This window comes from Mesorhizobium sp. B3-1-9 (genome assembly GCF_006439595.1).
Lineage (GTDB): Bacteria > Pseudomonadota > Alphaproteobacteria > Rhizobiales > Rhizobiaceae > Mesorhizobium.
The window spans coordinates 97,469-116,236 of sequence record NZ_VFTJ01000004.1 but is presented as its reverse complement, the minus strand read 5'-3'; the positions used below and the strand labels follow the sequence as shown (position 1 = coordinate 116,236).

The window sequence follows — 18,768 nt, the reverse complement described above, 5'->3', positions numbered from 1 at the left end:
TCCAGGAAAAGTGTGAGCGGTTTTCTGTCCGGAATTGCGTAAAAAGAAAGAGATAGAGCGGTTCGCCGTTTCCTTGAAACGGTGAACCGCTCTGGAAAGCGGCCCATGGATCTCGTTACCGTCAACGGTCTGTCAAAACGCTATGGCGGCATCGTCGCGCTGAGCGAAGCCGCATTCAGCGCCCGCGCCGGCGAGGTGCACGCGCTGCTCGGGGAGAACGGAGCGGGCAAAAGCACCTTCATCCAGATCCTGTCGGGAGCGGTGCAGCATGACGGCGGCTCCATCCTCGTCGATGGCCAGGACTATCGGCCCGCAAACCCGGATGCCGCGCAGGCGCGCGGCATTGCCGCCGTCTTCCAGGAACTGTCGCTCATCCCCGATCTCAGCGTCGAGCAAAACATCTGGTTCCGGCACGAGCCAAGGACATGGCTTGGTACCGTCAACCGCGCGGAAATGCGCCGCAGGACGCTGGCGCTTCTCGAAAAATACGATTTCCCGGCGCCGCGTCCCGAACAGGAATTGCGGCGGCTGACGCTGGCCGAACGGCAGATCGTCGAGATCGCCAAGGGCCTGGCCAAGGACCCGCGCATCCTCATCCTCGACGAGGCGACTTCGGCGCTGCCGGCGCGGGAGGCTGAATGGCTGTTGAAGCTCACGCGGCAACTGGCCGCCGAAGGCAGGCTGGTCATCTTCATCTCGCATCGTATGGCCGAGGTGCGCGCCATCGCAGACCGGCTGACGATCTTCCGCAATGGCAGCACTGTCGCCGCGCATGAGGCCGCTGCCGTTTCCGACGACGAGATCGTCACCCAGATGATCGGCCGGCATCTCGATCGGCTCTATCCCGAGCGCGTGCCGACGATGACGGATCGCGTCGCGCTCAAGGTCGCAAACCTCGCCAGCGGCAGCCGTCTCTCAGGGGTCGACTTTTCGCTTCGCGAGGGCGAGGTGCTCGGCGTCGGCGGCTTGCAGGGCCACGGCCAGCGCGAGCTGTTCCAGGCGCTGTTCGGCGCCACAAAGGCGAGCGGCACGATCGAGCTCTGGGGCAAGCCCGCGGCGATCGGCAATCCGCGCCAGGCGCTGACCGGCAAGGATGGCATCGCGCTGGTGCCGGAAGACCGGCGCGGCCAGGGCCTGCTCTTGACCAAGAGCGTACGCGAGAACCTGACGCTGTCGGTCATCAAGCGCTTCACCGAAAATGGCCTGCTCAGCCGGCAGAAGGAAGCGGCCCTGGTCAAGGAGATGGTCGATTTCCTGCGCATCAAGGCGGGCACGCCGGAGCAGCTTGCCGGAACGCTGTCCGGCGGCAACCAGCAGAAGGTGATCTTCGGCAAGATGCTTCTGACGCAAGCGCGCGTGCTCCTGCTCTACGATCCTACACGCGGCGTCGATGTCGGCACCAAGGGCGAGATCTTCCAGCTGATGCGCGATCTCGCCGCCAAGGGCTACGCGATCCTGTTCCATTCGAGCGACATGCCAGAGCTCGTCCATGTCGCCGACCGCGTGCTGGTCATGCGCAACGGCCGTATCGCCGCGACGCTGGAGGGCGGGCATATTTCGGAGGAGGAAATCCTGCGCGCCGCCATGCTTGAAACCAGGGCGGCCTGAGGCATGGTGATGTCCGCGGAGCAAACTGTGGAAAGGGCGCGAATGCCGGCGCGAACCAAGGACAGCAGGCCACGCATGGATTGGCGCGGCCGCGCGCTCGACCGCGCGCCGTTCCTCGTCGCCTGCCTGATGCTGGCCTTGATCGTCGCCATCTATGGCAGCCTGCAGTCCGGCGTCTTCAGCCTGGATGAGCTCAATCTCGATACGGCGGCGGCGATGACGCTGATGCTGGCGGCAACCGGACAGACCATCGTTCTGGTGCGCGGCGGCATCGATCTGTCGATCGGCGGCATGATCAGCCTCGGCACGGTGATCGCGGCGACGCGTTTCACCGACGATCCTTCGACCACGGCGTTCTGGGCGCTGGCCATACTGGCGCTCGGTTTCCTCATCGGCGCGCTCAATGGCCTGCTGATCTCGCTGCTCAAGCTGCAGCCTTTCCTGGTGACGCTTGCCACCTGGTCGATCCTCAGTGGCGTCGCCATGATCATCCTGCCGACCGATGGCGGCAGCGTTCCCGGTTGGTGGGTTGGTTTCGCCTCGGTGCAACTCCTCGGCCTGACCAGCCCGGTCTGGATGTTGCTGGCGCTGCTCGTGTTCTGGTGGTGGTTCCGTGCGACGCGCGTCGGCATTACCATCCAGGCCTCCGGCTCCAACGAGAAATCGGCGTTTCTGTCGGGGGTTTCCATCACCCGCGTCAACATCGTCACCTACGGCCTGTCAGGTCTGTTCGCCGCGGGCGCGGCGCTGTTTCTGATAACACAGACCGGCGCCGGTTCGCCGACCATCGGCAAGGACTACATCCTGCCTTCCGTGGCGGCCGCGGTCATCGGCGGCGTCAGCCTGTTCGGCGGTCGCGGCCATCTCGCCGGCACGCTGATCGGCGCTTTCGTGCTTACCCTGATCGGCAATCTGGTCTTCGTCCTGCACGTGTCGAGCTATTGGCAGCCGGTCGCGTCCGGCATCATCCTGCTGCTCTCGGTGCTCGCAAGCTCGATCGCCGAAAAGGCCGCGAGGAACCGCGTCCAATGAGCGCTTTCCTCGCCCGCAACCGCCTCATCGTGCTTGCCTATGCCGGCATGATCGTGCTGCTCTTGGTCACGGCGATTTTCTCGCCTGGCTTCCTCTCGGTCTCCAACATGCGCTCGACCGTGGTGCTGGCGGCCTTCGTCGGCATCGTCGCGCTCGGCCAGACCTTCGTCATCATCGGCGGCGGCATCGACCTGTCGGTGCCCTGGGTGCTGAATTCCGTGGCGATCGTGATGGCGCTGCTCTGCGGCGGGCAGGATCTGCCGCTTATCTGGGTCGTGCCGCTGCTGCTTGCCGGCGGCGCCTTCATCGGGCTCATCAACGGCGTCGGCGTCGCCCAGTTCGGAGTGCCGCCGATTATCATGACCTTGGCCACCAATGTCATCCTGCAGGGCCTGATCCTGGTGCTGACCGGCGGTTCGCCGACGCCGTCCGCGCCGGCGCTGATCCAGTTCCTGTCGGTCGGGCGCATCGGCGGCTTACCGGTCATAGCGCTGATCTGGCTCGCGCTGACGCTGGTCGCCACGCTGCTGCTCTCCAAGGCCGCGTTCGGACGTCATCTCTATGCGCTGGGAACCAGCGCGACCGTCGCCGAATTCTCCGGCGTGCCGACCGCGCGCACCACCATTCTGACCTACGTCATCTCCGGCCTCACCGCCGCTTTCGCCGGCATGCTTTTGACCGGCTATTCCGGCCAGGCCTATCTCGGCATGGGCGATGCCTATCTGTTCACCTCGATCGCGGCGGTCGCCATCGGCGGCGCTTCGATCCTCGGCGGCAGTGGGCACTATCTCGGCACCGTCGCTGGCGCCATGGTGCTGACCATCCTCACCGGGCTCTTACCGGCGCTCAACCTGTCGAGCGGCGCGCTGCTCGTCGTCTACGGCGCGGTGATCCTGATCACCGTGTCGATCGGCAGCGAGACCTTCGCCGGGCTCGGCGGCAGAATTCGCGGCAGAAGGGCTTGAGCATGGTCGAAATCACTTGCGTCGTCGATGCCGAAGCAGAGCTGGGCGAGGGCACGCTCTGGGACCCTAAGGCCGGCGTGCTCTGGTGGATCGACATCTGGAAGAAACTGATCCACCGCTACGACCCGTCGACCGGCAAGGACGAGGTGTTCGAGACGCCGGAATATCTCGGCTGCCTCGGCCTGCGCGAAAAAGGCGGCTTGGTGCTGACCATGACCGACGGTTTTCATTTCTTCGACCCTGCGACGGGTGTGTTCGAAGCGATCGTCGACCCGGAAGCGCATATGCCAAAGACCCGCTTCAACGACGGCAAGACGGACCGGCAGGGACGGTTCTGGTCAGGCTCGATGTTCGAGGTGCCCGGCAAGCCGATCGAATTCATCGGCGCGCTATACCGGCTCGATCCCGATCTTTCGGTGCACAAGATCATCGACGGCATCGGCTGCTCCAATGGGCTCGCCTGGAGCCCGGATTCGAAGACCATGTATTTCTCCGACAGCCATGCCGGCGCGGTGTGGGCCTATGATTTCGACCCCGCCACCGGCGACATCGAGAACCGCCGTACCTTCGTCGACATGACGGTCACCGGCGGCGTCGCCGACGGAGCTACGGTCGATGCCGAAGGCTGCTACTGGGTGACCATTCCGGTGACCAGCAAGGTCTGCCGCTACGATCCGACCGGCAAACTGATGCAGACTGTGCTCTTGCCGACCGACCTGCCGACCTGCTGCGAGTTCGGCGGCAAGGACCTCGATATCCTCTATGTCACCTCTGCCGTGCTCAAGCGTCCTGCCAGCCACTTCGTCGGCCAGAAGCATCCGGGCGGCCTGTTTGCGCTCGATGTCGGCGTCAAGGGTCTGACGCTGCCGGCATTCAAGGGATAGCGCCGGCAATCAAGGCGCGACATCGCGGGCGGCGCCTCGACCTTGCGCGCCGAGATCGTCCCGTCGCCATGGGCGGGTTGGCATTCACAGCGCGGGGTGCGTGCCAGCCACCAGAGGAATTTTCCGCGATTTCGGCGTGCAGCTGGAAAAACGTTGGCGGTCATTCGCGGAATCTCCTTGAGGCTGGCGCGCGGATTGATCAGTTTGTCCCCAAGCAGGACCACTTGCCAGGCGGATAATCGCTGCGGACAGGGAGAGAAAAGCAATGCGCACCAAAACCAGCATCCGCGTCGTCGGCTGCCACGCCGAGGGCGAGATCGGCGATGTCATCGTGGGCGGCGTGCTGCCGCCTGCCGGCCGCACGATGATGGAGAAGATGATCACGATGGAACGCGATCACGACCATATCAGGCGCATGCTGATCTGCGAGCCGCGCGGCAGCGTTGCCCGGCATGTCAATCTCCTGGTGCCCTCGACGCGCGAGGATTGCGCCGCCGGCGCCATCATCATGGAGCCGACCGAATATCCGCCGATGTCCGGCTCCAACACGATCTGCGTCGCCACGGTGTTGCTCGAGACCGGCATGGTGCCGATGCAGGAGCCCGAGACGCGCTTCAAGCTGGATATGCCCGGCGGCGTCATCGAGGTGCGCGCCGAATGCAGCGACGGCAAATGCCTGTCGATCACGCTGCGCAATGCCCCCGCCTTCGCCGAGCGCCTCGATGCCAATATCGAGGTGGAAGGGCTCGGCACGATCAAGGTCGATATTGCCTATGGCGGCATGTTCTACGCGATTGTCGATGCGCCCGCGCTCGGCTTCTCGGTCACCCCCGACGAGGCCCGCGAATTGGCCGTGGCCGGCGAGAAGGTCCGCCGCGCGGCGCGCGAGCAGCTCGATGTCGTGCATCCGCAGTTCGACAATGTGCGCGGTGTGTCGATCGTGCAGTTCGCCATGCCGTTCCAGGGGCCGGGCAACGTCACGCGCAACACCTGCATCGTCTCGCCAGGACGCTCAGACCGCAGCCCGACAGGAACCGGCACCTCGGCCCGCATGGCCGTGCTGCAGGCGCGAGGCCAGATGAAGACCGGCGAGGTGCTGATCCATGAATCGATCATCGGCTCGCGCTTCACCGGCAAGATCCTCGAACTCACCGAAGTCGGAGGGCGCAAGGCGATCGTGCCGCAGATAACCGGCAGAGCCTGGATCACAGGAGAGCACAACTACTATCTCGATCCGACGGATCCCTATCCGCAAGGCTATGTGCTGTCGGATACCTGGGGCACCTCGACTTCGGTGACGCAATAGAATTTCCTGCAGTGCGCCGGCTCGGATAACTCGAGCGCCCAGACGCTTCCAGCTCTTGGCCGGGGCGTTTGCGCTTGCAGAATGTCAGCGGACCTTGCAGGGAGGCGCCTGCTCTGATTCCCTGCGGTTGGTGGGGGTCGCCTGATTCGTGTGCTTGCTTCGGTTCCGCATGATCGTGCGGCGGAGCCGCAGGTGCCTTCGGTAGAAAGATGAGGAAATGACCGCCAAGCCGGAAATCCTGGAGATGAGGCCCAAGATCACCGTTGTCGGGGTCGGGGGCGCCGGCGGCAACGCCGTCAACAACATGATCGCCGAAGGGCTGCAGGGCGTCGAGTTCGTCGTCGCCAACACCGATGCCCAGGCGCTCACCATGTCGAAGTCGTCGCGGCTGATCCAACTGGGTGCGCATGTGACCGAGGGCCTGGGCGCCGGGTCCTTGCCCCAGGTCGGGAGCGCTGCCGCGGAAGAATCCATCGACGAGATCATGGATCACCTTGCGGGAACGCATATGTGCTTCATCACCGCCGGCATGGGCGGCGGCACGGGGACGGGCGCGGCGCCCGTGATCGCGCGTGCCGCGCGCGATGCCGGCATCCTGACGGTGGCCGTCGTCACCAAGCCTTTCGTGTTCGAAGGCAAGCGCAGGACGCAGGCGGCCGAGGAAGGCATCGAACGGCTTCGCGAGAGCGCCGATACCGTGATCGTCATCCCGAACCAGAACCTCTTCAGGGTCGCCGACGCCAGGACCACGTTCGCCGACGCCTTCGCCATGGCGGACCGCGTTCTCTACGCGGGTGTCGGCTGCATCACCGATCTCATCGTCAAGGAAGGCCTGATCAATCTCGATTTCGCCGACGTGAAGTCGGTGATGCGGGACATGGGCCGGGCGATGATGGGGACCGGCGAGGCCTCCGGGGAGGGGCGCGCCAAGATCGCGGCCGAGGCGGCGATCGCCAATCCGCTCCTCGATGAAGCTTCCATGTCCGGCGCCAGGGGGCTGCTCGTGTCGATCTGCGGCGGCATGGATATGACGCTGTTCGAGGTCGACGAAGCCGCGACGCGGATACGTGAAGAGGTCGACGCCGATGCCGACATCATCGTCGGCGCCATCTTCGACCAGGCATTGGCGGGAAAGTTCCGCGTGTCCGTCGTCGCGACCGGACTGCGCAAGAGCGCCGACGTCGCGCAATTCGAGCAGAGGATCGCCTGAGACCACGGCGACCTCGCGGCTGCGCTAGCCCCCGACGGCACGATGCAATCGGCCGATATCCGTTTCCGGCGGCGAACAATCACGACCGCATGGACCCATATCTGTCCAGTTTGGACAAATTCATCGGTCCGTTCGACAGGAGTCGATTTAAGTTCCGGCAGGGAGGAGTAGAACTTAGCGACGATCGATGAAGCGTCGCGCCCCCCGGGGAGGACTATCTTGCTCTTTGCCGTCCACTGTCTCGACCATGCCGATGCGCTTGCGCGCCGGCTTGCCAATTACGATGCCCACAAGGCCTATCTTGCCGCCGGATCGGTCGCGACCGTAATCTCCGGGCCGCTGGTCGCTGCGGACGGTGCGACCATGATCGGCTCGCTCTTCGTGTTTTCCGCGGACAGCATCGAAGATGTGAAGGCGTTCAACGCCGCCGACCCGTTCAATGCCGCCAATGTCTGGCAAAGCGTCAGCATCAATCCCTTCCTGCTGCGTGTCGACAATCGCGGCTGACGGGGAGAGGCTCGATGAAAAGCTTCATCTATAATGGCCAGCCGGCGCGCGTCGTCTTCGGATCTGGCACCATTGCAAGGCTGCCGGAGGAGATCGACCGTCTGGGGCTGAAGCGTGTGCTCGTGTTGGCAACGCCGCCGCAGGAGGCGGACGCGCGGCGTCTGGCCGGATCGCTTGGCGGCACCGCGGCCGGGGTCTATGCCGGGGCGACGATGCATACGCCCGTGTCCGTGACCGAGGACGCGCTGCGGGTCGTGGCGGAACTCGAGGCCGACGGGCTGGTCGCGGTCGGCGGCGGCTCCACGACGGGCCTCGCCAAGGCGATCGCGTTGCGCACCGACCTGCCGCAGATCGTAATGCCGACGACCTATGCCGGCTCGGAAATGACACCCATCCTCGGCGAGACGAAGGATGGCGTGAAGGTCACCCAATCGAGCCCGCGCGTGCTGCCGGAAGTGGTCATCTACGACGTCGACCTGACGATGACGCTTCCCGCCGCGTTGTCGGGGACAAGCGGCATGAACGCCATCGCCCATGCGGTCGAGGCGCTCTACGCGAGGGAAAGCAACCCGGTTATAAACCTGATGGCCGCCGAGGCCATCGGCGCATTGGCGAGCGCCTTGCCGGTTATCGCCGAGAAGCCGCATGACCGCGATGCACGCTCCAAGGCGCTTTACGGCGCCTGGCTCTGCGGCATCTGCCTCGGCTCGGTCGGCATGGCGCTGCACCACAAACTTTGCCACACGCTGGGCGGCAGTTTCGATCTGCCGCATGCGGAGACCCATACGATCGTGCTCCCGCATGCGCTGGCCTATAACGCCCCCGCCATTCCGGCGGTCATGGAAACCCTGCGGGCCGTGCTGAAGACGAACGACCCGGCGACGGCTCTCTACGATCTTGCGGGCAGGATCGGCGCAAAGCGCGCCCTGTCTGAGATAGGCATGCCGTCCGACGGGATCGACACCGCGACGGACCGCGCGCTGGCCAATCCCTACTGGAACCCGCGGGCGCTGGAGCGGGAACCGATCCGGGCTCTTATCGCGCGCGCCTATGCCGGCGAGCCGCCGCAGGCCTGAGAACCCGAACGTCCCTCGAGGAGTTATCGCCATGACAGGCACCGCAGACGCCGCTCGACCGAAATATCCCTATTTCGAGGAAGAGACCTCGGTCGACGTGGTCAACGCGCGCATGGGGCCGGATGTCGACCCGCGCCTGCGGCAGGTGATGGGCGTGCTGGTGAAGCACCTGCACGCCGCCATCAAGGAGATCGAGCCGACGCATGAGGAGTGGCTGCAAGGCATCAAGTTCCTCACCGATGTCGGCAGGATGTGCTCCGACTGGCGGCAGGAATTCATCCTTCTTTCCGATACGCTCGGCGTTTCGATGCTTGTCGACGCGATCAATCACCGGCGTCCGAACGGCGCCACGGAAAACACCATCCTCGGACCGTTCTATGTGCCGGAGGCCCCGCGCTACGAGCACGGCGCTAACATCTGCCTCGACGGCAAAGGCGAGCCGATGGTGGTGCGCGGTCGCGTGCGCGACACGCAAGGCAAGCCGATCGCCGGCGCGCTGATCGACGTCTGGCAGACCAATGACGACGGCTTCTACGACGTCCAGCAGAAGGACGTTCAGCCCGACTGGAACCTGCGCGGGGTCTTCACCGCCAACGACAAGGGCGAGTACTGGTATCGTTCGGTCAAGCCGCGCTACTATCCGATCCCCGACGACGGACCGGTCGGAAAGATGCTCGCCGCGCTCGGGCGTCATCCGAACCGCGCGGCGCATGTGCACTACATCGTCAGCGCGCCGGGTTACGATCCCGTCATCACCCACATCTTCGCGCCCGATTGCCGCTACCTCGCCGAGGACGCCGTCTTCGGCGTGAAGGATTCGCTGATCGCGGGTTTCACCAAAGTCACCAACCCGGAAAAGGCGCGCGAGCTCGGTTTCGACGCTCCGTTCTGGTCCGTCGAATGGGATTTCGTCCTGGCTCCCAAGACCGCCGGAACTTAAGGCTGGGCAGTTTCGTCCAAATTGGACAAAAGCTGGCGTCGAGCCGCCTGATCGGCTTATCCTTCCGCGCTGGAAGGAGAATGTTCGGATGAACGATCACGAGTTCCTGCGCGTCTATGATTTCGTGGATCGCCTGCGCAGACCTTTCCTCGGCGTCACGGATGTCGAGGACGAGGCCGCCTGGCGCATCATCCACTACCTCATGCGCTCGGAGCTCGAGGGCTATCCGGTGACGATCAGCAAGCTCGCGCTGGTCTCCAATCTCCCTCACGGCACCGCGATCCGGCGCATCCAGGGCATGATCGACGGCGGATTGATCGAAAGGCGGGCGGCTTCCGAAACGGCCAAGCGCTTCACGCTTCACCCGACGGCACGCCTCTCGAACCTCGCCATCAATTATGCGGCGGAGACAAAAGCCCTGATCGCCGAGATCGTCGGCGGCCGCAACAATGAGGAGCATGAGGCCGACTATTATTTCGGCGCGCCGCAGCGCGGCAGTCCGATCATTCCACCGATCAACCTTTTGACCAACAGGGTCACGAAAGGCGTCGAGCTGCAGTTCCTGCTGAACGACGACAATTACTTCGCCGCCATGCGCAACACGTGGTCGGACTTCCGCAACAATCTGGCGAGCGCCAAGAGCTTCAAGCTGGTGCATCAGAACGATCTTTACCGGGAGGGCCTGGCGAACGGCGCGCGCACCATCTCGGCCTACGACATGATCGCGATCGACATGCCTTGGCTCGGAGAATTCGCGAGCAAGGGACTTGTCCTGCCGATCGGCGAGACGATCCGCGAATCCGGCATCAACCCGATGGATTTCCATCCGTCGATCTGGTCGACGACGACCTGGCAGCGCGTCGAATACGGTGTGCCGATCTATTGCACGATAGAGGTGCTGGCCTGCCGGTCGGATCTCTTCGAAAGCGAGGGGCTGGCGCTGCCGCGCACCTTCGACGACGTCATCAGCGCCGGGCGCGCATTCCACAATCCGGCCGCGGAACGCTACGGCATCGCCTGGAACGCGGCGCACCGGCCGCTGGCATCGAGCTTCATGTTCTTCCTCGGCTGCTGCGGCCAGACCGTGCTGTCGATCCGCCGCACGCCGACGGGCTATTCCACCGAAAATCTCGATGCGCAGCATATGCGGCCGCAGATCGACAGCGAAGCCGGCCTGCTGGCGCTCGACTACATGCATCGCATGCTGGAGATCGCCCAGCCCGGCGCGCTCGAGGCGCATTGGGACGATTCCTGCGCGGTCTTCCTGCGCGGCCAGAGCGCGATGGGCTATGTCTGGACGATGCGCGCCGCGCAGTTCGAGGCCGAAGTCCGCTCCGCCGTCAAGCGCCGCGTGGCCTACGTTCCACAGCCTTCAGGACCGGGCGGCACCAACACCTCGCCGATCGGCGGGTTCCTGTTGTGCATTCCTTCCAACATCGACCCGAAGCGTCTGCCGCTGGCGGCCGAAGCGCTGGCCTGGATGGCATCGCGCGAGGCCATGAAGGAGCATGTGAAGAACGGCTTTCCCGTCGCGCCGCGTTTCTCGGTCAGCGCGGATCCGGAGGCGATCGGCAGCTCGCAGCTCGTGCGCTTTGTCGGCAGTCTCGCCAACCGCAATCTGCTGCGCAACTGGCAGCGCCCGCCGGTGCCGTTCTACACCGGCATGGAGCGCATCATCGGCGAGGAGGTTCACGACGCGCTTTCCGGCCGCAAATCCGACCGAGCGGCCCTGAAAGACGCCCAGGACCGCATCGAGCGGATCGTCGACCGCGTCGGCTGAATCCGTTTCCTTGCGACGCGCCCTGAAGCAGTTCAGCGTTTGATGAAATCGCGTGCTGCAACTCCTTGTTTTTTGCGCAATTCCAAAGGAGAACCGCAGTGCGGTTCTCCTGAAATCTCTTTGTTTTGACGCTCCGGACGGAAAACCGCTCACACTTTTCCGGGAATTGCTTTAGGCGATCGCCCGTATCGAGCCGCCATCCACGCCCCAGACGGAGGAGGTGACGAAGGAGGCGAGATCGGAGGCCAGGAAGACGATGACGTTGGCCACTTCCTCCGGCTTGCCGAGGCGGCCGAGCGGCAGCTGGCGCAGCGACATCTCGTGCTCGACGGCCTTCTGCGGCTCCATATTGTGGAACTTGCCCATGGTTTCGGCAAAGCCGCCGGGCTGGGTCCAGAACGGCGTCCAGATCGGGCCGGGAGCCACGGCGTTGATGCGGATGTTGTTGGCGCCTTCGGTGCGCGCCAGCCCCTTGGTCAGGGCGAGCACCGCCGCCTTGGACGCCGAGTAATCGATCGGAACGCCTTCCGGTTGGCGCGCAAGATCCGAGCCGTTGTTGACGATCGCGCCGTGTCCGTGCTTGCGCATGACCGGCAGGACGACGCGCGTCGTGCGGACATAGCTCATGAAGTTGAGCGAGAAGGTCTTGTCCCACTCGGCGTCGGTCAGTTGGTCGAACGTCCGCACCGCGCCGGCGCCGACATTGTTGACGAGGACGTCGACCGTGCCGCCGAAATGGGCGATGGCGGCCGTCACCTTCTTCTCGATATCATCTGCCGAGGAAAGATCGGCCTTGAACGTCGCGGCCGTGCCGCCGGCAGCCGTGACCGCGGCCGACGTCTCGGCGAGGGCCGCTTCGTCGATGTCGAAAAGCGCCACGCGGCTTGCCTCGCGGCCGAACGCTATCGCCGTTTCGCGGCCGATGCCCTTCGCCGCCCCGGTGATCAGCACCACCTTGCCCTTGAGATTGGTTTCCATTTTGATCCTCCCTATCTTGCGGCGAACTGCGCCATGGTTGTTTCGAACGAGCGTCGCGCCGCCTCTTCGAGCGGCAGCACGCGATGCCTCTTTGAAATCACTTCGACCGAGTAGAAGCCGTCGAAGCCGGTCTTGCGGATCGCGTCGATGAAGGCGGGGGGATTGAGCACGCCCTCGCCACAGAGCCGGCGTTCGTAGATCGTGTCTTCCCAAAGCGTGCCGACGACCTTCTCATCCGCGTCGTCGAGCTCGACCGAGACGACATATTGTTTCGGCACGGCGGCGACGGCTTCGTAAGGGATGCCGCCGCGGCCGACATGCCAGATGTCGAGCAACAGGCCGCCATTGGCCTTCGCCGCGCCTTCGACGATGGCGCGCGCGGTTTCCAGGGTGCGCACGTTGGAGAACGGCATCACCTCCAGCGCGATCCTGGTTCCGTAACGGGCGGCGTCGTCGCAGATGGCGGCGAAGCTGTCCGTGACCTGCCCAAGGTCGATCGTGTCGGCATCGAATTCCGGCGCGATCTTGACGTCGCGGGCGCCGAGCGCCTCCGCCGCCTCGAAGAGCTCGCGCCGAACCTTGTCCGATGCGGCGCGCAGGGCGCCGGACGCGAACCAGTGGGTGATGAACTCCAGCTCGACATGCGGCATACCATTGGCGTCGAGGATGCGGCGCATCTCCTTCAGGCCGATCTTCTCGCGCGTCGCCTGCAGATCGGCGTGGATCAGGCCGACGCCCTTGTATCCGGCCCTGGCCGCCGCCTCGACACGCCGGGCGAACGGAAAGGGGCTGATCTCGTTCGGCGCGAACGGATAGACGTCGCCGGAGATGGTCCAATAGGCGGCGACGAGTTCAATGGGTTTGCTCATCATCTTCTCCTCAGACCGAAGCGCCTTCCGACCCGGTGCGGAAATCGAAGCTGGTCGTCAGGCCGCCGTCGGCGATGAGCTCGGCGCCATTGAGCGCAGTGGAGGCATCGGAAAGCAGGAAGAGGCCGGCGCGGGCGACCTCGGCCGGATCGAGGATACGGCCGGCCGGCTGGCGGTTGGCGCGCGCGGCGAGGAAGCGGTCCGGATCGTTGGCGGATTTCATGTGCCGCTCGAAGAGGCCGGCGAGCATCGGCCCGGGGCTCAGCACGTTCGCGCGTATGCCCTGGCGCGCATGGTCCATCGCAACGGTGCGGGTAAGCTGGCGGACCGCGCCCTTCGAGGCGGCGTAGACGGCAAGCTGCTGCTCGGCGAAGGTCGCGTCGATGCTGGCGACCGCCACGATCGGGCCGCCGCCGCGCGCGGTCATCAACGGCAGCATGGCGCGAAAGGCGAGCGCCGTGCCGATGAAATTGACCGACATGGTCCTTTCCATCGCCGCTTTGTCGAATTCGAGGATGGTGCCGACATTCAGCATGGCCGCCGACGTCACGAGGCCAAGCGTTCCAGGATTTTCCCTGGCGATCATGTCCGTGATGCCGGCCCAGGTCGCCTCGTCGGTAACGTCGCCCCGGACATGCGAATAGCGTTCGCTTGCAAGGCTCTCGGGCGCCGGCGCGAGATCGACGCCGATCGTGCGCACGCCGCTGTCGGTCAGCAGCCGGGCAATGTTGGTACCAAGACCAGAAGCCGTTCCGGAGACCACGACAAGGTCCGGCAAGGCGTTGCTAAAGACTGGCTCCGTGGCCATGGGGTATTCCTCTTTTCTGACGTCGGGAAGGGTGAGGCACGGCGGCGGGCCGCCGTGCCTCGGATGCGGATAATCAGCGGCCGAGCGCGGCGTTGCAGTCGGCGACGTTGGCCTTGGTGATGATCTCGTGCGGCAGGAAGATCTGCTTCTCCACCTTCTTGCCGTCGAGGAGATCGGCGACAGCCTGCGCGGCATATTTGCCGTCGTCGATCGGCGACTGCAGGACGGTGGCGTATTGCGTACCGTCCTTGATCTGGTTGACACCCTCGATCGAGCAGTTGGAGCCGACCAGGACCAGGCTTGCCGGATCGATGCCGGCGCGCTTGGCGGCGACGATCACGCCTGACATCATGTTGTCGGCCTGCGCATAGACGCCCTTCACGCTTGAGCCGAGCTGGGTAAAGAGGGCGGCGGCGGCATCCGTCGCCTTGGTCTGGTCCCAGTTGCCGTTCTGCTTGCCGGCCACCTGAATGCCGCTCGCCTTCTTGCCCAGGACATCCTCGAAGCCCTGCGAGCGCTGGATCTGAGGCGGTGTTCCGGGAACGCCCTCGACGATGAAGACCTTGCCGTCGCTGCCGAGCTTCTTGTCGGCGAAACCCTTGATCATGGCCTCGCCGGCGGACTCGCCGTTGCCGATGTCCGACGGGCCGGTGAAGACGTCCCAGAATTGCGAATATTTCTCGTCCGGCCGCGAGTTGGTGATCACCAGCGGGATGCCGGCCTGCTTGATCTTGCGCAGCGACGGCACGATGGCGCTCGCATCCGCGGGCCAAAGCACTATCGCGTCCGGCTTCTGGGCAATCGCCTGGTCGACCTGCGAGGCCTGCTCGGCGGCGTCGTAGTTGTTGATCTTGACCTCGAGATCGATGCCCGCGGCGGCCGCGACCTCCTTGAAGGCGCGCTGGTGGAGCGCGCAATATTCGCATTCTTCCGTGACCGTCAGCAGGATCACCTTCGCGCCCTTGGCCGCGGCGAAGGCCATTCCCGGCGCCATCAGCCCTCCGACGACCGTGGTCGCCAGCAAAAGTTTGGTGAGTTTTGCGAAGTTCATTTTGGTTACTCCTCCCGTTTCAAGGTTGCACGTTCCCCCGCACCGCCGATCGGCTCGGCGGCGTTGCAAGGATCCGTCGGTTGTTTCCGCTAGGCGGAATGCACAGCCCGCGACATTGCGAGCCGTTCGCTCATCCATGCGCCCAACTGACCGTCGAGCAGCACGATCCCCATCAGCACGAGGCCGTTGGCGAAGAGAATCCCCGTCGCCCCCATGCCGATCAGACTCAGTCCATTGTTCATCACCGTCAGGATCAGCGATCCGAGCAGGACATGCGCGGGTGTGCCGGAGCCGCCGCTGAGGGCGACGCCGCCGACGATCGCGGCCGAGACGGCCTGCAGCATCAGCGTGCTGCCGGTGGTCGCCGCGGCGCTGGCGAGGCTCATCGACAGCAGGCTTCCCGCGAGCGCGGCCGTGGCGGCGGAAAGCACGAAGACGATCACCAGCGAGCGGCCGACCCTGGCGCCGCTCGCCGCCGCGACCTGGGGCTTGCTGCCGACGACGCGGATGTCGCGTCCCATCAGCGTGTAGTGCATGAACAGACCGACGAGCAGGAAAGCGGCAAGCGTCACGACGCTGCGCCAGGAAAGGACGGTCAGCAGCGGATCGTCCAGGGCCATGCCGAGGTCGAAATTGTCGGTGCTGATGACCTTGCCGCCGGCGAGCCAGAAGGCGAAGCCGGAGAGCGCCATCATCGAGCCGACCGAGACGACGAGCGACGACACCTTGAAGCGGCTGATCACGAAGGCATTGACCAAGCCGACAAGCACGGCGAACGCCAGCGCGGCGACCATGCCGTGGACGAGATTGCCGGCGCCGATGACGAGCGTGATGAGGCCGCCCACGGCGACCATCGAGCCGACGCTCAGATCGAACTCGCCGGCAATCATCGTCAACGACAGGCCAAGCGCGACCATGCCGAGCAGCGCGAAGGATTGCATGAGGGCATAGAGATTGCGGCCGCTGATAAAAGCCGGATTCCAGATCGCGAAGGCGGCGACGAGAGCGGCGAGAAGGACAAGGCGCAGCAGCGTCGCGCCGGAGATCATCTTCGACTTGCGGATCGCGGCCATGGTCTTACCTCCTGAAGCCGAGCGCCAGCGCGCCGAGGATCACCGAGCCGATCACCACCAGGCCCTTGACGATGAGCTGGATCTCCAGCGACAGGCCCTTGAGCAAAAGGATGTTGGAGATCATCGCCAGGAACACGGCGCCGATCGCCGCGTCGAGGATCCGGCCCTGGCCGCCCTTGATCGCCACGCCACCGACCAGCACGGCGGCGATCGCGTCGAAGTCCAGCCCCGCGCCGAGCTTGAGGTTGCCCTGCGCCGCCTGCGAGCCATAGAGCGCGCCGGCAAAGGCCGCAGCCATGGCTGCAAACATGTAGGCGAGCACCAAAGTACGCCCGACGCGCAGGCCGGTGAAGCTGGCGGCCTTCGGGTTCAGCCCGATCAGGCGAAGCTCCCGACCGAAGCGGGTCCGCTCGACGATGAAGCTCAGCACGATCGCCGCCAACAGGAAGAGCAGGATCTGATTGGGCAGGCCGAGGGTCCGTCCGACCCCGAGCCAGCTCGCGTCTCCCTGGCCCACGACCGTCAGGCCGCCGGAATAGAACGAGCCGGCGCCGGTGATGATCGAAGCCATCGCTATCGTGGTGATGATCGGATTGGTGCGGAACAGGCCGACGGCGATACCCTGGGCCAACCCGAACAGCCCGCCGATCAGGACCACCAGGATCACGCTCGCGAACAGGCCGAAATGCAGGAAGGATGCAAAAAGAATGGTGGAGACGGCGGCCGTCGCGCCCATCGACAGCATGAAGAGACTGCCGGAAAGCGTGATCAGAGCCATGCCGACCGCGGCGATGCCGACCGCGGCCGTGGAGTACATGATCGCCGACACATTGGCGCCCGTGGAAAAGCCGGGAATGGTGAATGTTGCCCACAAGGCGAACAGCACCGTGGCTGCCCACACCGCGGTGGACTGGATGCGCTCCGGCCGCATCAGGCTGGCGCCGAGCGCCGCCGCGTCGAATCCGACCAAGACCCTGCCTCCGCTCCTTATATTGCCGTTGATGCTCATGCCGCCCTCCCGATGTCCGGACCGCGGACGACGTCGCCCAGGATGGAATCCATGGTCGTCTCCTCGACCGGCAGGTCGCGAACGATCTCGCCGCGGAAGACTGTGATCACGCGCTGCGACAGCTCCCGGATCTCTTCCAGGTCCGTCGAAAAGAACAGGACGACCAACCCCTCACGGGCGAGCGCCTGGATTTCGCGGTAGATTTCGGTGCGGGCGCCGACATCGACACCGCGTGTCGGCTCGTTGAGCACCAGGATCCTGGGCGAGAGCGCGACCGACTTGGCGATAGCCACTTTCTGCTGGTTGCCGCCCGAAAGCGTCGACGCCGCAGCCGGCAGCCGGCGGACGTCGATCTGGAACCGGCGGGCAAGCTCGCCCGCCTGCCTGCGCGCATCGGCAAGCGTCAGCACGCCGAAGCGGTTGAGGCGGTCAAGGATCGCCGCTGTGAGGTTGACCTCGATGGGGGCTCCGAGGAAGAGGCTCTTGCCGGCGCGGTCCTCCGAGACATAGGCGATACCGGCACGGCTCGCCGCCGCAATCGAAGTGACCTCGACCGAAGAGCCGTCGACCCTGATCGTGCCGGCATAACGCCGCTCCAGGCCTGCCAGCGTTTCGACCAGCGCATTGGCGCCGGAGCCCAACTGACCGATGACGCCGACGATCTCGCCGGCGCGGAAGGCAAGATCGACGGGGCGGTATTTTCCCGCGACGCCAAGTCCCGCCAGCTCGATCACCGTCGCCGCCTCGGGCCCGGCCCGGTCGCGCGTTGCATGCGCCGAGGTTACCTCGCGACCGATCATCTCGGTGACGAGCTCGTCATTGGTCCATTGCGCGGTCGGTTTCGTCAGGATGCGCTGTCCGTTCCGGAACACGGTCGTGCGATCGGTGAGGGCGAAGATCTCCGGCAGGCGATGGCTGATATAGACGACGGCCGTTCCCTTGGCGCGCAGCCAGCGCACCGTGGCGAAGACCCGCTGGATCTCGGCGTCGGAAAGGCTCGCGGTCGGTTCGTCGAGGATGAGCACGCGCGCTCCGCGCATCACGGCGCGGCAGATTTCGAGGAGCTGCTGCTCGGCGATCGACAGGTTTCCGGCCTCGAGGTTGAGCGGCACATCCGACAGCCCGAGCTGATCCAGGGTCTCGCGTGCACGCGCCCTGTAGCGGGCGCGGATATAAAGCTGGGAGATATCGGGGTCGCCCAGAAGCACATTGTCCAGCACGGACAGATGCGGAATGATCGACAGTTCCTGATAGACGACGGAAACAAGTTTCGGATTGGTGAGCTCACCGGGCCGCAGCAAATGCCCGCCGACGCGGACCTCGCCTTCGTCCGCAGGCATGAGGCCGGCGATGATACGCACCAACGTGCTCTTGCCGGCGCCGTTCTCGCCGCAAAGAGCATGGATCTCGCCGGCGTGAAGATCGAAGTCGATGCCCTTCAGCGCATGGACCCCGCCGAACGACTTGCGCAAGTTCGTGACCGTGAGAACGGCTTGCATAGCTCGTGAAACCTCCCAACACCGCGCCTCCGAGCGGTGCCAAAAGGCTTAAACGACAAGTTCGCCGGGGGTCGCGGGTAAATGGTCCATATTGGACTTTCTGTCCTGCCGGCGCATCGTTACCGCGCGGGCTATGTGCAGCACTCCTTCTCGGAGCAACCGATGAATCTGAT

17 protein-coding genes are annotated in these 18,768 nt (G+C 64.9%); 10 read left to right on the top strand and 7 right to left on the bottom strand.

From position 1 onward, the window contains the following. Positions 1-105 precede the first annotated feature (105 nt). From FJW07_RS09100 to FJW07_RS09055, 10 genes are all read left to right on the top strand, one after another. The gene (locus FJW07_RS09100) at positions 106-1,608 is read left to right on the top strand and encodes a sugar ABC transporter ATP-binding protein (protein WP_140855908.1); all 1,503 of its coding nucleotides are present in this window, start codon (positions 106-108) and stop codon (positions 1,606-1,608) included. A gap of 42 nt (positions 1,609-1,650) precedes the next feature. After that, positions 1,651-2,640, top strand: a complete 990-nt coding sequence (locus FJW07_RS09095) for an ABC transporter permease (protein WP_246680714.1) — start codon at positions 1,651-1,653, stop codon at positions 2,638-2,640. Next, positions 2,637-3,605, top strand: a complete 969-nt coding sequence (locus FJW07_RS09090; protein WP_140855904.1) for an ABC transporter permease — start codon at positions 2,637-2,639, stop codon at positions 3,603-3,605. Before FJW07_RS09095 ends, FJW07_RS09090 begins: the two co-directional genes overlap by 4 nt. Before the next feature lie 2 nt (positions 3,606-3,607). Further along, positions 3,608-4,489 (top strand): SMP-30/gluconolactonase/LRE family protein, encoded by an 882-nt coding sequence (locus FJW07_RS09085; RefSeq protein WP_140855902.1) that lies wholly within the window; start codon positions 3,608-3,610, stop codon positions 4,487-4,489. A gap of 265 nt (positions 4,490-4,754) precedes the next feature. Further along, positions 4,755-5,795, top strand: a complete 1,041-nt coding sequence (locus FJW07_RS09080) for a proline racemase family protein (protein ID WP_140855900.1) — start codon at positions 4,755-4,757, stop codon at positions 5,793-5,795. 217 nt (positions 5,796-6,012) lie between these two features. Further along, complete coding sequence (gene ftsZ / locus FJW07_RS09075) at positions 6,013-7,005, top strand: cell division protein FtsZ (protein WP_140855898.1); 993 nt, start codon at positions 6,013-6,015, stop codon at positions 7,003-7,005. 219 nt (positions 7,006-7,224) lie between these two features. Next, complete coding sequence (locus FJW07_RS09070) at positions 7,225-7,512, top strand: YciI family protein (RefSeq protein ID WP_140651249.1); 288 nt, start codon at positions 7,225-7,227, stop codon at positions 7,510-7,512. Positions 7,513-7,526: 14 nt separating this feature from the next. Further along, positions 7,527-8,588: a maleylacetate reductase gene (locus tag FJW07_RS09065; protein WP_140855896.1), complete on the top strand. Its 1,062-nt coding sequence runs from the start codon at positions 7,527-7,529 to the stop codon at positions 8,586-8,588. A 31-nt stretch (positions 8,589-8,619) separates the two neighbouring features. Further along, on the top strand, positions 8,620-9,528 hold the full coding sequence (locus FJW07_RS09060; RefSeq protein WP_140855894.1) for an intradiol ring-cleavage dioxygenase: 909 nt from the start codon (positions 8,620-8,622) through the stop codon (positions 9,526-9,528). Positions 9,529-9,616: 88 nt separating this feature from the next. Then, positions 9,617-11,308 (top strand): extracellular solute-binding protein, encoded by a 1,692-nt coding sequence (locus FJW07_RS09055; RefSeq protein WP_140855893.1) that lies wholly within the window; start codon positions 9,617-9,619, stop codon positions 11,306-11,308. 171 nt (positions 11,309-11,479) lie between these two features. Here the strand turns inward: FJW07_RS09055 and FJW07_RS09050 are convergent, their stop codons facing one another. From FJW07_RS09050 to FJW07_RS09020, 7 genes are all read right to left on the bottom strand, one after another. Then, positions 11,480-12,286, bottom strand: a complete 807-nt coding sequence (locus FJW07_RS09050; protein WP_140855892.1) for an SDR family oxidoreductase — start codon at positions 12,284-12,286, stop codon at positions 11,480-11,482. A gap of 11 nt (positions 12,287-12,297) precedes the next feature. Further along, on the bottom strand, positions 12,298-13,155 hold the full coding sequence (locus FJW07_RS09045; RefSeq protein WP_210239863.1) for a sugar phosphate isomerase/epimerase family protein: 858 nt from the start codon (positions 13,153-13,155) through the stop codon (positions 12,298-12,300). A gap of 10 nt (positions 13,156-13,165) precedes the next feature. Beyond that, a complete protein-coding gene (locus FJW07_RS09040) occupies positions 13,166-13,963 on the bottom strand; it encodes an SDR family oxidoreductase (RefSeq protein WP_181182600.1) in 798 nt (265 codons plus the stop codon). Between the two features lie 73 nt (positions 13,964-14,036). Beyond that, the gene (locus tag FJW07_RS09035) at positions 14,037-15,014 is read right to left on the bottom strand and encodes a sugar ABC transporter substrate-binding protein (protein WP_140651261.1); all 978 of its coding nucleotides are present in this window, start codon (positions 15,012-15,014) and stop codon (positions 14,037-14,039) included. A gap of 89 nt (positions 15,015-15,103) precedes the next feature. Beyond that, positions 15,104-16,087 carry an ABC transporter permease gene (locus FJW07_RS09030; protein WP_140651263.1) on the bottom strand — a complete coding sequence of 328 codons (984 nt, stop codon included), beginning with the start codon at positions 16,085-16,087 and terminating at the stop codon, positions 15,104-15,106. Positions 16,088-16,091: 4 nt separating this feature from the next. Continuing rightward, positions 16,092-17,057, bottom strand: coding sequence for an ABC transporter permease (locus tag FJW07_RS09025; protein WP_246680713.1), 966 nt, complete (start codon positions 17,055-17,057; stop codon positions 16,092-16,094). A 35-nt stretch (positions 17,058-17,092) separates the two neighbouring features. Then, positions 17,093-18,595 (bottom strand): sugar ABC transporter ATP-binding protein, encoded by a 1,503-nt coding sequence (locus FJW07_RS09020; RefSeq protein ID WP_140855889.1) that lies wholly within the window; start codon positions 18,593-18,595, stop codon positions 17,093-17,095. Between the last annotated feature and the right edge of the window lie 173 nt (positions 18,596-18,768).

Excerpts from the sequence above, each read along its gene's own strand:
- FJW07_RS09035 (WP_140651261.1), bottom strand. The coding sequence starts at position 15,014 with ATGAACTTCGCAAAACTCACCAAACTTTTGCTGGCGACCACGGTCGTC.
- FJW07_RS09065 (WP_140855896.1), top strand. The coding sequence starts at position 7,527 with ATGAAAAGCTTCATCTATAATGGCCAGCCGGCGCGCGTCGTCTTCGGA.
- FJW07_RS09060 (WP_140855894.1), top strand. The coding sequence starts at position 8,620 with ATGACAGGCACCGCAGACGCCGCTCGACCGAAATATCCCTATTTCGAG.
- FJW07_RS09045 (WP_210239863.1), bottom strand. The coding sequence starts at position 13,155 with ATGAGCAAACCCATTGAACTCGTCGCCGCCTATTGGACCATCTCCGGC.
- FJW07_RS09080 (WP_140855900.1), top strand. The coding sequence starts at position 4,755 with ATGCGCACCAAAACCAGCATCCGCGTCGTCGGCTGCCACGCCGAGGGC.
- FJW07_RS09095 (WP_246680714.1), top strand. The coding sequence starts at position 1,651 with ATGCCGGCGCGAACCAAGGACAGCAGGCCACGCATGGATTGGCGCGGC.
- FJW07_RS09090 (WP_140855904.1), top strand. The coding sequence starts at position 2,637 with ATGAGCGCTTTCCTCGCCCGCAACCGCCTCATCGTGCTTGCCTATGCC.
- FJW07_RS09085 (WP_140855902.1), top strand. The coding sequence starts at position 3,608 with ATGGTCGAAATCACTTGCGTCGTCGATGCCGAAGCAGAGCTGGGCGAG.
- FJW07_RS09055 (WP_140855893.1), top strand. The coding sequence starts at position 9,617 with ATGAACGATCACGAGTTCCTGCGCGTCTATGATTTCGTGGATCGCCTG.
- FJW07_RS09050 (WP_140855892.1), bottom strand. The coding sequence starts at position 12,286 with ATGGAAACCAATCTCAAGGGCAAGGTGGTGCTGATCACCGGGGCGGCG.
- ftsZ (WP_140855898.1), top strand. The coding sequence starts at position 6,013 with ATGACCGCCAAGCCGGAAATCCTGGAGATGAGGCCCAAGATCACCGTT.
- FJW07_RS09020 (WP_140855889.1), bottom strand. The coding sequence starts at position 18,595 with ATGCAAGCCGTTCTCACGGTCACGAACTTGCGCAAGTCGTTCGGCGGG.
- FJW07_RS09030 (WP_140651263.1), bottom strand. The coding sequence starts at position 16,087 with ATGGCCGCGATCCGCAAGTCGAAGATGATCTCCGGCGCGACGCTGCTG.
- FJW07_RS09100 (WP_140855908.1), top strand. The coding sequence starts at position 106 with ATGGATCTCGTTACCGTCAACGGTCTGTCAAAACGCTATGGCGGCATC.
- FJW07_RS09040 (WP_181182600.1), bottom strand. The coding sequence starts at position 13,963 with ATGGCCACGGAGCCAGTCTTTAGCAACGCCTTGCCGGACCTTGTCGTG.